The organism is Deinococcus sp. Leaf326 (genome assembly GCF_001424185.1).
Taxonomy (GTDB): Bacteria; Deinococcota; Deinococci; order Deinococcales; family Deinococcaceae; genus Deinococcus.
In genome coordinates this window covers 2,068-13,489 of sequence record NZ_LMOM01000045.1, presented here as the reverse complement: position 1 = coordinate 13,489, position 11,422 = coordinate 2,068, and the positions used below count along the sequence as shown (strand labels likewise).

General features: G+C 61.5%; 11 protein-coding genes and 2 pseudogenes. 7 read left to right on the top strand and 6 right to left on the bottom strand.

The genetic code is table 11. The annotated features are described in order from the left end of the window. Positions 1–177: 177 nt before the first annotated feature. Entirely contained in the window at positions 178–399 is a 222-nt protein-coding gene (locus ASF71_RS25250) for an N-acetyltransferase (protein ID WP_235514513.1), read from the bottom strand. Positions 400–408: 9 nt separating this feature from the next. Then, complete coding sequence (locus ASF71_RS25245; protein WP_235514512.1) at positions 409–621, bottom strand: hypothetical protein; 213 nt, start codon at positions 619–621, stop codon at positions 409–411. A gap of 189 nt (positions 622–810) precedes the next feature. Here ASF71_RS25245 and ASF71_RS14990 point away from each other — a divergent pair, with 189 nt between their 5' ends. The 4 genes from ASF71_RS14990 to ASF71_RS25835 all read left to right on the top strand — a co-directional run bounded on the left by ASF71_RS14990 (position 811) and on the right by ASF71_RS25835 (position 3,193). Further along, on the top strand, positions 811–1,320 hold the full coding sequence (locus tag ASF71_RS14990) for a hypothetical protein (protein ID WP_056301783.1): 510 nt from the start codon (positions 811–813) through the stop codon (positions 1,318–1,320). A 92-nt stretch (positions 1,321–1,412) separates the two neighbouring features. After that, complete coding sequence (locus tag ASF71_RS14985; RefSeq protein ID WP_056301781.1) at positions 1,413–1,733, top strand: helix-turn-helix transcriptional regulator; 321 nt, start codon at positions 1,413–1,415, stop codon at positions 1,731–1,733. A 374-nt stretch (positions 1,734–2,107) separates the two neighbouring features. Continuing rightward, on the top strand, positions 2,108–2,938 hold the full coding sequence (locus ASF71_RS14980; RefSeq protein WP_056301778.1) for a recombinase family protein: 831 nt from the start codon (positions 2,108–2,110) through the stop codon (positions 2,936–2,938). A gap of 3 nt (positions 2,939–2,941) precedes the next feature. Then, positions 2,942–3,193 carry a recombinase zinc beta ribbon domain-containing protein gene (locus ASF71_RS25835; RefSeq protein WP_082506073.1) on the top strand — a complete coding sequence of 84 codons (252 nt, stop codon included), beginning with the start codon at positions 2,942–2,944 and terminating at the stop codon, positions 3,191–3,193. Positions 3,194–3,204: 11 nt separating this feature from the next. Here the strand turns inward: ASF71_RS25835 and ASF71_RS25830 are convergent, their stop codons facing one another. Further along, positions 3,205–3,816 (bottom strand): transposase, encoded by a 612-nt coding sequence (locus tag ASF71_RS25830; protein WP_056301776.1) that lies wholly within the window; start codon positions 3,814–3,816, stop codon positions 3,205–3,207. 285 nt (positions 3,817–4,101) lie between these two features. Next, entirely contained in the window at positions 4,102–6,894 is a 2,793-nt protein-coding gene (locus tag ASF71_RS14970; protein WP_162243121.1) for an NB-ARC domain-containing protein, read from the bottom strand. A 397-nt stretch (positions 6,895–7,291) separates the two neighbouring features. Between ASF71_RS14970 and ASF71_RS23920 the strand changes: the two genes are divergently transcribed. Next, the gene (locus tag ASF71_RS23920) at positions 7,292–7,483 is read left to right on the top strand and encodes a hypothetical protein (protein ID WP_156372853.1); all 192 of its coding nucleotides are present in this window, start codon (positions 7,292–7,294) and stop codon (positions 7,481–7,483) included. A gap of 2 nt (positions 7,484–7,485) precedes the next feature. Next, positions 7,486–9,693: an RCC1 domain-containing protein gene (locus tag ASF71_RS14960; RefSeq protein WP_056301768.1), complete on the top strand. Its 2,208-nt coding sequence runs from the start codon at positions 7,486–7,488 to the stop codon at positions 9,691–9,693. A gap of 20 nt (positions 9,694–9,713) precedes the next feature. On the opposite strand, the pseudogene ASF71_RS14955 reads toward ASF71_RS14960, so the two are convergent. Then, a pseudogene (locus tag ASF71_RS14955) lies at positions 9,714–10,195 on the bottom strand (IS630 family transposase). 33 nt (positions 10,196–10,228) lie between these two features. Next, positions 10,229–10,495 (bottom strand): annotated as a pseudogene (locus tag ASF71_RS14950) (transposase); the annotation flags it as partial. 148 nt (positions 10,496–10,643) lie between these two features. On the opposite strand from ASF71_RS14950, the gene ASF71_RS25825 reads away from it, so the two are divergent. Then, on the top strand, positions 10,644–11,201 hold the full coding sequence (locus tag ASF71_RS25825) for a transposase (protein WP_056301762.1): 558 nt from the start codon (positions 10,644–10,646) through the stop codon (positions 11,199–11,201). The last annotated feature ends 221 nt before the right edge of the window (positions 11,202–11,422 follow it).

Genomic DNA, 11,422 nt, shown 5'->3' with positions numbered 1-11,422 from the left:
CCACGTCGCTGGGGTAGCCCTGCCGGATCATCCACGCATTCTGCTCTGTCCCAACTCCAGCGCCAACACTTCAAATCAGTTCTTGGCGGCCTCTAGCCTCTAACCATACTTTTGGTGAGCTCACTCCTGCTGGGATCAGTCATGCGAGGGGGTTCAGCTCCCGTTGCATCGTAATACTCACGGGTTCGAAGCCCAGACCTTCGTGAATGCCCGTGCCGGGTGGTTGTGTCCGAAGACATGCAGTTGTACGGCCGTTGCGCCTTGTTCCGCTGCATGTTGCTCGAGCAGCCTGAACACCTCACGGGCATATCCACGCCGTCGATGCTCAGCTCCAACCTCAATCTCATAGACGAAAGCAATCTGCTGGCCGCCTCGCGGCATGAGCTTGTACCACAGCACGCCGACGTTCTAGTTCCGGTCTGCGTCATGGAGATCGAAGCAGAAATTGTCTGGCGTCACCGAGCCATCTGGTAGGAGCGTCTGAAACTCCTCTGCGGACCGCTCGTGCGCTTCCTCGGCGGTCCACCGGCCACTTCGGACGTTTTCTGCGGCGTACGTCGTCACCGAACGCTTGAGAAACCGCTGGAAGCTTTCTGGGGTCATCGGGTTGAGGCTCAGCATGAGGAGATCGTAGATCAAGAGGTGGACAGTCCACCTACTTTCCTGGCATTGACCCTTGCTCTGGCCTTTGCCCTGGACGAATAACCTGTAGCGAGTGTATCGGCGTTGCACCCTCACCGGGAAGGACCGGGTCCAACCTCTTCTCGCCTAAACTTGAGGCCTCAATCACTTGCTTCTTCGAGGACGTTCATGACTAGAGTGCTGACCCTGATCCTTCTCTCCCTCCTCACGGCTCCTGCCCAGGCGGCGGGCACCCCGATCACGGCGATCATCACCGGCAGCGGTGGTCAGGATCGCCTCACCGAGACCCTGTTTATCATCAGCAAGCGCACCCGCGACGCGACTCCCCTGGAGCTGGCAGTGGCAGTTGCCAAACAAATCCCGAGTGGCCGGATCTCCTCCCTGAGTCTCTTCGTCCTCAAGGACCACCTGAAACCGAATGAGCTCGACCTGCTGGCCACGAACATCAACCGGGTCGCCACAAGCTGCTTCAACCTCAGCGCCGGGCGCCTGGGAGGGCTCACCGCCTGGCTGGAGCTACTCGAGCGCCAGGGAGTAAGGAAGGCGGAGGCGAGCTTCGGGCCGATGCAGGTGGTGTACAAGCGTGACCGCACACATGACGGGCCATATATTGAGGTTTCCATGTTCCGCACAGGGCAGCCAGGTGCGGCATTTTGGAAGGCGTACTGTACGAATTGAAGGGAGACACCTGATGAACGGACGGAACTGCTTCTTCAATAGCCTGTGCGCCGGTGGGGTGCCCACCTCCAATGTCTGATCAGCCCGGGCCAATGAACCGGTACGATGAGCTCTCGTTGCAGACGGTCGACTGCCCGGGCACTCCCGTGTTGAATCGGGAGTGGCTGCGCCTGGTGCGGGAGCGGCAGGGGTTACGGCAGGTCGATGTGGCCGCAGGCCTGGCGGCGCTTGGGCCGCATGTTGCCTTGACGCGTGCGCAGCTGTCCAAGTTGGAGAGCGGGAAGTTGAGCCTCTCCTTCGTAGGGTTGTTGCAAGCGGAAGGCTTGCGGCAGGTGTTGAAGATTTCTCAGACGGAGTGGGCCGAGCGGATGCCACTGGTTGCCGTGCCGTTGCAGCGGAGAAGTTCCCCTTGACCTCTTCCTTTCAAGGCCTGCCTCCGCTGCCCGACCGGTCCTCCAGGGGTGACGCGAAGGACCTCGTGCGGCCATGGCGTTGGCTGCGGCAGGTGCGGGAACGTCGGGGTCTGACACAGAGAGATGTTCTGCAGACAATGGCCAGTCAGGACCCGCCCTGCCGGATGTCCCTTCCCAGTTACGGCAGGCTGGAAGCAGGAAGGCGGTCCATCGCTCAGCTGCCAGCGGCTCAGCGAGAAAGCTTCCGGCAGGCGCTTGACGTTCCCCTTGAGGTCTGGACGCAGGTCTTCGGGCAGATAGAGCCTGAAGAGCGTCAACAAGACCTCTGAACCCTCCCTCGCCCGCAGAATTCTGCGGGCACCTTGGTGTCCACTATGACCATGATGCCCAGACGCGCTGCCACGTACCGCCGAGTCTCGACCGAGGAACAGGTCAGCAACCATAGCCTGGGCAACCAGTCCGACAAGCTGGCGGCCTTTGCGGAGCAGCAGGGGTATGCGATCGTGCGGGACTATGTGGATCCTGGCCACAGTGGGACGATCCGCAAGCGCCCTGGCCTGGAGCAGCTCCTGCAGGATGCCCAAGCTGGCCTGTTCGATACCGTGCTGATCGACCGCCTCGCCCGCAGCACCCACCTCGCCTACACCCTCATCCAGGAGCTCGTGGACGCCGGCGTCGGCGTGCGCTCGTACAGCGAGCCACAGATCGACAGCACCACCCCGATGGGGAAGGTCAGTCTCGGTGTCACGGCCATCTTCGCGGAGTTAGAGCGTGACACCTTCATGCAGCGTTCCCGGGAAGGGCGTCGTAAGGGGGTTACTTCAGGACTTCATGGTGGCGGCCTTATCCCCTACGGCTATGAGCTCAAGGACCGGCGCATGGTGATCAACGAGTCGACTGCGGAGGTGATCCGCATGATGTTCAACTGGTACGCCGAGTCCCGCTGGTCGGCGACCAAGATCTCGCGCGAGTTGAATGCGCTGAACGTTCCTACCCTCTACCGCCTGACAGGTCGCCTGATCAATGGCCAGATGACGCCGGGGTTCTGGCATCCCGCCACGGTCTTGCACATCCTGAAAAATCGGGTCTACATGGGGGAGCATCAGTTCGGCCGTCAGAATGGCGGCCGCACGAATCCGTTGAGTGACGTCTTGGCGGTCCAGGTGCCGGCAATCGTCACGCCTGAGGTCTGGGAGGCCGCTTAGCGCATGCGGAGCATCAGTACCCTCACGTCCCAGCGCAACGCCCAGCAGACGTATATGCTCAGGAGCTTGATGCGGTGCAGTTCCTGTAGGTGCTCTTACATAGGAACCTTCGATCACCGTAAAAAGGCGTTCACGTACCGGTGTAGCGGGCGCACGCACCGATCCGTCAGAGCTGGACTGCCGAGCTGCAAGTCGCCGAACATCAAGGGGCCTCCTGTCAATGCACAGATCTGGCAGCGAATCACGGACGTCTGACATCTTTCAGTTTAAGTGGCATCGCGTCTTTGTTCGTCCAGGACAGCTAAAATGGCAGCCCTCTCAAGCTCGATCTCGACAAGGCGCACCCAGCCGACCAGCGTCCATTTGAGTCGCTCAGCGAGTTCGCCCCCATCGGGCACGGATTCCTCCGTGCCCGATTCATCCTGATTGAGGTACTCCAGGTGGCAGAGTAAGAAACAGGCGAAGCTGAGACAGAGGAAACGACAGACCCCTTGTTTGGTCTTCTGAGCGAATTTTCCCAGAGCAAAACGACTTTTGAGCGTTTTAAAGAGAGCTTCGATCTTCCAGCGGCGACGCCCAAACGTCCGGACAGTCTGGGGATGACGCTGGCGATTCGTGATCACGAATCGCTGAATCCGTTCGCCTTTCTGGTTCGCTGGGAGCCAGATCCAGTAGACCCAGAGGTCAAGGTCAGGCAGCCCTTGAAGCCGGACTCGGCGCTGCTGGCTTGTGATCTCGTAAAGGGCCTGACCCTCCACCGTCTGCCGACTCCGTTTCATCCCGACCGAGAAGGTCAGTCCCAACGCACTGAGGCCATTCAGAAGGGCAATGCTGCTGAATCCAGAGTCAGCGAGGACATGGAACTGCGCTGTGAGCAACAGCAGTTCAGGTGGAAGCTGGCGAATGAAGACCGATTGCGCAGTAACAGCAGTGATGAAAAATTTCCGTCTGAGACATCAATTTTTGTCTTTTTTGAACAGAGTAGAAAATTAGGGGTTTTCAACCATCTCAGACGGGGTTTTTCATCGATTGGCTTGCTACTGCGCAACAGGTCTTGAGTCAGGAAAGGCTAGGAGCATTCCTGTGCGCTGGCACTTCCACAGCAGCCCCTGCCCAGTCTCCGCAGACCCCGAACACAGCGCCACCGCATTCACCTGGCGTCCTTATGCCGGCTCTTTCGCAGGACCGAGAGCTGGGCTAACCACGACGTGTGGAAGAGCAGCACCCAGTTCTCGACCCGCCTGCCGCGCAGCTGTCCAGCAGGCGCGTCCGGCTTCCCGCTCCCCGAGGTGCCGGTAGGCCTCGGTCAGGCTGTGGAGGGCCAACCAGCGTGCTGGGGCGTGGCCGTTCGCGGCATCGGCATCGCTGACGACCGCAGCCAGGACGCTGGAGGCCAATATCCAGTCGCGGCGCTGGAGTGCCAGACGACCCAGGCCTAGGCGAGCCATAAGTTCACCCTGACGGTTCCCATAACTTCTGGCCGCCTGAACGTCACGCTCGAAGCACGCCTGAGCTTCCGGGAGACGCCCTGACACGCTAAAGACAAATCCCTGAGCATTCACGTTGTCCCGCACCGCAAACCGGCCCTGGGCACTGAAGGTCGCGTCGGCCTGGTCGCACCACAACTGAGCCACCTGCAGGGCCTCCTGTGGGTCTCCCCCAGTCCTGAAGAGGCTGACGAGGGCTAGGATGCTCAGGCAGGTGCTCGCCTCCGGCCGAAAGCCCAGCAGGGTGAACAGATGGAACGCAGAGCGCAGGCACTGCTCGGCCGAGTCCAGTTCCCCTTGTAAGGCATGCACCTGCCCCCTCAGCAGGTGCAGGTCCGCCTGGATAAAGGTCGGCCCCAGACGCCTAACGAGGCCTAAGCCCTCCTCGAGATCGGCGCAGGCCGCTGGGCCATCCCCCTCGGAGAGGACCACGCTGGCGCGCCGTCTCAGAGTCATGGCCAGTGGGGCGGGTCGCCCGGTCCGCACCACTCCGGCATACATTTCCGCCATCATGGCGCGGTGGGCCGGGTCCCCCCGCTGCTGCACGACATACTCCCGGATGTAGAGGGCACAGATCAGCAGGAACTCGTCGTTCGTTTCTCTGGCGGCCGCCAGCGCGTCTCCGATGGGCGGAACACCGCTGTAGAGCGCCAGCGCTTCTGCGGTCAGGAGGGCCCACGCGCGCACGTCGAGGTGTGCTGGCCCGTCCAGGTGGGGCAGGATGGAGCGCATGATCGGCAGAGCCATGGCGGCCACTCCCCGGTTGTTCCACTCCCGGTGCAGATTTCGCCCCTGATAGGCCGCAGAGACGAAGTCGCCCCGATCTACCGCGCTCAGCAATGCCCCCATGAGGTTTGGATATTCCACGTGGAACCAGGTCCGCCATGCCATCTGCCGGTGCCCATCCAGCATGTTGTGGAAGCCTGTGCCGGACTGTTGAAGGAAAAACGCTGTATGCCGCTCTTCCAACAGAAGTTGCCGAGTATGGTCCTGATCCAGTTGCTGGCGAGCGAGCTGAGCAATCAGGGCGTGACGGTTGAACCGGCCGGTGACATCCACACTCAGCATGGATTTGTCGACCAGAGACTGCAGGTCACGGAGCGTGGCACCGGTCACGGCGGACGCCGCGGCGAATGTGAACCCGCCGTGGAAGACGACCAGCGCGGCGAGCACTTCCTGGTCTCGGGGGGTTAGGTAGTGCCAGCTCTGCTCGAGAACCACCCGGAGATTTCGGTGGCGCTCCGGCAGGTCCAGCAGGGGGAAGTCCAGAAGATCCAAACTGGCCTGCAGTTGCTCCAGAATCTGCTCTGGGGTGAGCATCCGCAGCCAGTTGGCCGCCAGCTCAATCGCTAGGGGTAGGCCGTCGACAAACGCGCAAATCGCCTGGACGTGGGTTAGATCCGTGTCGGTCAGGTGGGATGTCGGCCGGACCCGACGAGTCTGCCCGACGAAGAGGGCGACGGCGTCACTGTGCCTTTCCCCTGGCCGGGGGTGGACCTCGAGTCCACGAAGCTCGAAGGTCGTTTCTGCCCGGAGGGAAAGCCGGCGGCGTGATGTCACCAGGATCTTCAGGTGAGGACACAGGGCGAGAAGCTCGGCGAGGAGGGGGGCCGCCCCCTCCAGGTGCTCGAACTGATCGAACACGAGGAGTGCGGGACGGTCGCGCAGCACCGTAGTGATCATGTCCAGGGCCGAGCGTCGGGGGGTCACGTTGATGCCCATGGCCAGCGCCGTGTGGGGCAGCAGATCAGCCGGTTGGCGGACGTCTTCCAGGGGGACCCACCACACCTGGTCCTGGTAGGTCTGCCGGGCCTGTTGGGCGACCCGCAGGGCCAGGCGGGATTTCCCGGCGCCACCCATGCCGAAAATCGTCAGCAGCCTTGCGGCTGGATCGGCCAGCGTCTGGCGAATCTGGTCGAGCAGTTCACGGTGGCCCAGAAAGGGGGTGACCTCCAACGGGAGATGGACCCTGGATGGGAGGGGGGGCTCCGGCTCAGGCGGGGGGAGACGGTCGGCGTCTAGGTCCAGGCCCAGTTCGCCGGCCTCACGGACGATTCGCCAGGCGATCTTACTGTTACCGAGGGTCAGCAGGCGGTGCAGGCGTTGGAGATCATGGGCGTCACGCGGCGGAAGGCCCGACAGGTGCCACGCCGCTTCCGCTTGGGTGGTCGCTTCTTCCAAGCGCCCCTGGCCTGCCAGATGTTCCGATGCATGGACCAGCGATTCCCATAGCTGTTCAGCGATGGACTCCCGCGTGTCCATCAGCCACTCTTCCAGCTCGGGGCCGAAGAGCGTGGGGGAGAGCTCAGCCAGAAACGGCCCACGGTACAGCGCTAAGGCCTGCGTGGGCCGACCCGCCTGGAGGTGACCCAGCAGGTCGGCGAGGTCACTCCCGCACTGTAGGGTCAGACGGTCGCCACGCTCCGTGAAGAGGCCTGGGGCGGCGCGGCGCATCGTGCTAAGGAGCACCCGGAGGCTGACCCCCGACGATGTACTGTTTGGCCAGAAGAGGGTACGGAGCCGCGCGCGGCTTGCCGAGCCTTCGACCGCCAGGAATGCGAGGAGCAGGAGTTGCCGGGGGGTCAGCCGCGGACCGGAGAGTTGAGTGGGGCCAAGTGTCGTCAGATACATAGAGGCTGCCGAGTGACAGGGTACGTCAGAGAACACCAGGGAGTGACTCCTCGCTCAGGGGATGCTCCAGCGTTGTGGCAAGTCGGCGTGCGGGCTGTCGGCTGAGGTCCCGATAAGGAGGGTGTTCGAAATGGAGGCGAGGACGCTTCTTTACGGGTCATTAACGCCCTGTTTCTATACTTTCATAGAAACTTTACCTTTCCCTTGCTCCGCATCCCCACTCATCGAGGCCCCCATGATCATTCCCCTCTTCACCTCCGCTCCATTCGCCTCTCTTCAGCCTATACCTGCTTCAGCGTACCCCACACCGTACGAGCCGCCCACCCTCACCCCGCTCGGCGCCTGGACGGCCGTCACCCTGAACATCTCCATTCCCATCGGCCTGAACAACGTCTACAACTCCTCCCCCTTCGACACGGAGTTCTGACCATGCGCCGACAGCTCCTCCCGTTGCTGCTCCCCACCCTCGTCCTCGCTGCCTGCGGGCAGACGCCCGCCACCCTGCCAACCGCGACCGCTCCAGGGGCCACGACGCCGAGCACGCCCACGCAGCAGGCCCTTCCTGGCGTCTTCCAGATCGACTTCAATGGGGTAGGCACAGACACCCCCACGACTCGCATCCAATCCATTCAAGCGAGTGATCTGAGCGCTCAGGGCCTGGTCAGTGCGCCGGACCAGTTCAGCTTCTCGCCAGTCTCTATTCAGACTTTTACGAGCGTCGCCACAGGGGTCCGGCATGTCCGCGTCACCTACAAGGTCACGAACAACACCGGCCAGACCCTACGCAACCCGAAGTTCGTGGCCGTGGTTCCCCAAGGCAGTACCACCGACACCGTCTTCACGAACGTGCGCTACTTTGACGACTCGGACGCCAGTGCAGCCATCCGTAAGCTCACCCTTGTTCAGGGCCAGAACCTCAACTCTTCGACCGATACTGCGGTCGCAGATCCACAGGCGAATCCTCTGCTGACCGGCCTCGATATCAGCACGGTGGATACGACGGGCAAAGGCATCAAGACCCTGACCCAGACGGGTTGGTGGCTCCTGTCCCCGTCAGCCTCTGGAAGGGACGTCCTGATGGCGCCTGGCGACACGGCCCGCATCGTCTTTGGCGTCAATGTGCCTTTGACTGCTGCGGCTAATGGCGGCGCGGCCAAGGACCCCTTCAGCTTCTCCCTCAATGTCACCGCTGTGCAAGATGCTGCGCCGGCAGTCGCAATGAATTCCGCAGTCAAACAGTGGGACAAGGTGAGCCAGACCTTCTGGAACTACGTGAGGTTCCCGACGCGGACCTACACCGACAACGGTGCAACCATCACACGGAGTCTGCCGGCCTATTACGATGTCAGCACGCTGGACGGCTCAACCACCGCGAAGGTGCTGTGTGGTGGCGACGCGAATATGAGCGTGACGAGTATCAGTACGGCGAGTTTCCCGAACCGGTGGCGGGTACAGCTCTTCTCGCTGGGGGAGCACACACTCAAGGTATTCGAGGGGACGAGTTGTGCAACTGGGAGCACACTGCTCCTGAGTCAGACCGTGACCGGTGTCGGAACAAGTGAAACCAGTATTGCTGGGGGCGGCTTTTACAGTCTGGCATTGAGAGCGGACGGGAGCGTCCAAAGCTGTGGCAGAAACAACGCTGGCCAACTGGGAGACGGCACTACTACAGACCGCAGTTTCCCCGGCACCGTAAGTGGCTTGAGCGGGATTACCAGCATCGCTGTGGGGCTCGGCGCCTCATACGGTCTAGCGCTCAAGGCAGACGGAACGGTACAAAGCTGGGGTGGGAACGATACCGGGCAGCTGGGGGACGGCACTACCACCCAGCGAAATACGCCCGTCACGGTTAGCGGCCTCTCCGACATCGTGAGTATCGCTGCGGGTTACCGGCATAATTTGGCGTTGAAGGCAGATGGCACTGCTCAAAGCTGGGGCAGTAACAGTAACGGTCAATTGGGTGACGGTACCACGACCCAGCGGAATACACCCGTCGACATCAAGGGCCTGAATGGGATTACAAGCATCGCTGGGGGTAACAATTATAGTCTCACGTTGAGGGCGGACGGGACCGTCCAAACCTGGGGGTATAACAACTATGGACAACTGGGAGATGGCACCACCACCGAACGCAGCCTCCCCGTCACCGTGAGTGGTCTGGGTGGGGTGATCAGTATTGCTACAGGCGAATCCCACAGTCTGGCATTAAAGGCGGATGGGACCATCCAAAGCTGGGGCTATAACCTGCAAGGGCAATTGGGAGACGGCACCAGCACCAGTCGGACGAGGCCAGTCACGGTAAGTGGTGTGAGCGGGATCATGCGTATCGTTGCGGGTCAGTATCACAGCATGGCGTTGAGGACGGATGGGACCATCCAAGGCTGGGGCTATAACGCCTCTGGGGAACTGGGGGACGGCACGACCAATAGGCGGGGAACGTCGGTCACGGTGACCGGCTTGAGCGGGGTCACGGACATCGCTGCGGGCGGTAATCACAGCTTGGCGTTGAAGGCGGATGGCACCGTCCAAACCTGGGGTCTTAACTTGATGGGACAATTGGGGGACGGTACTAAGACTGATCGGACGACCCCTGGTCCTGTAGGCGGTTTGAGTGGGGTTGCACAGCCAACCCCATGAGGAGACGGGGGTACGAACGTCTATTGATCTCGGCATAAATTAGAGTCCATCAAGTGCTGTGGAAGCTGGATGTAGCGTACGCGCTGCCAGGCACTGACCAACCGGGCCTTGAGCTCGTCCACGTTCAACGCACAGAAGTTCCCCAGGACATTGCGCTTGACGTATGCCCAGACCAGCTCAATGGGGTTGAGCTCTGGTGCATACGGCGGTAAGTACACCAGTGAGAGACGTTCGTGGCTGGCCACGAACGTCTGCACGGCTTTGGCCCGATGGATGCCCGCATTGTCCAGGACGACCACCAAGTGCCCGGTCACATGGCGCAACACATGCTCGAGAAACTGGATCACATCCCCACTCCGCATGGTACCCTTTTTTGTGTTCTGGAATACTGTCCCCCCGAGGTGATTGCCCCTATCGTGGAAAGCTTCTCCCAGTTCGCGGGCAAGGTCACCCGGGGCGTCACGCCCCGGGTGTTCCAGGTCTGCCGGCGTACACCCTTCATCGCAAAGCCCACCTCATCGAGATAGACTACAGATCATCCGGAAATTAAACGGAGCAGGATGATGATACAGGCGAGCTGAACCATACCCAGAAAGTTCTGTGCTTTGACTTCGTCCTGCGTGCGGACACGCCGAAAGCTCTGGAGCCAGGCGATGGTTCGCTCCACCTTCCAGCGCCGCCGATAGCGGCGCAATGGCCGACCATCCTGAGTCTTCCAGCGATTGCGCCGATTAGGCGCGATCATTTCGATCCCAAGACCCGCCAACTCCGCATCCAGACCATCACTGTCATAACTGACATCTTGCAGTTTTGGGAAAGGACGTCTGGAACGCACTTTTGGCCCCATAGTGGGGTGTGAACCCAAAAGAACCGCGTTCCAGACGGCTCTATTCTGACATCCTGCCCGCTTTCTCAACCACGCCGGCTGGGACACCYGGCACCTCTGCCGGGTGTTGCGTCAGCACGCCCTCAAGACCGCGCAGGACTGGTGGCGAGCGTCACCCCATCMGCGTCCCCGGCTGGAACTGCTGGTCGACCTGACGAGCTTGGAAAAGACCGGCCAGTTCGCTGAACTGGCCGATTGGGTCCACACTTACCACGGYGCCCGGGGGGTCCACCTGGTYGTRCTGTACCTGTGCTGCGGGGAGCTGCGGCTCCCTTGGGCTTTTCARATCTGGCGAGGGAAGGGCAAGGCGTCCCCCGCCCAACTCGCCCTGAAGTTGCTTCGGACCGTCCCAGCCACGTSACTGAAGGGCAACCGTCGGCCCCGTCTGCATGCAGACGGGGGGTTCGARAGTGCCGAGTTCATTCGGGGTGTCCTCGCCCATGGCTTGGACATCGTGGTCGGAGTGCGCTGCTCTCGGAAACTGGAGGCTGGGCGGCAGGTCCGTGACCTGATTTCGAGAGTGCCGAGTTCATTCGGGGTGTCCTCGCCCATGGCTTGGACATCRTGGTCGGAGTGCGCTGCTCTCGGAAACTGGAGGCTGGGCGGCAGGTCCGTGACCTGATGGTCCGGGGAAGCCTGGTCAAGCCCTGTGGGCTTGACCAGACCATGTGCATCTCCTGGGTATGGCTCTACCGGAACACCGAGCCGGAACAACGCTTCGTCATGTCCAACCTTGATCTGGGCGGCAAGTACCTCGCTCGCATGGGGAAGCGCCGCTGGCGCATTGAAGCCTTCTTCAAAACGGTCAAGGGGAGATTCGGACTTGAACGCTTTGCTCAGCAC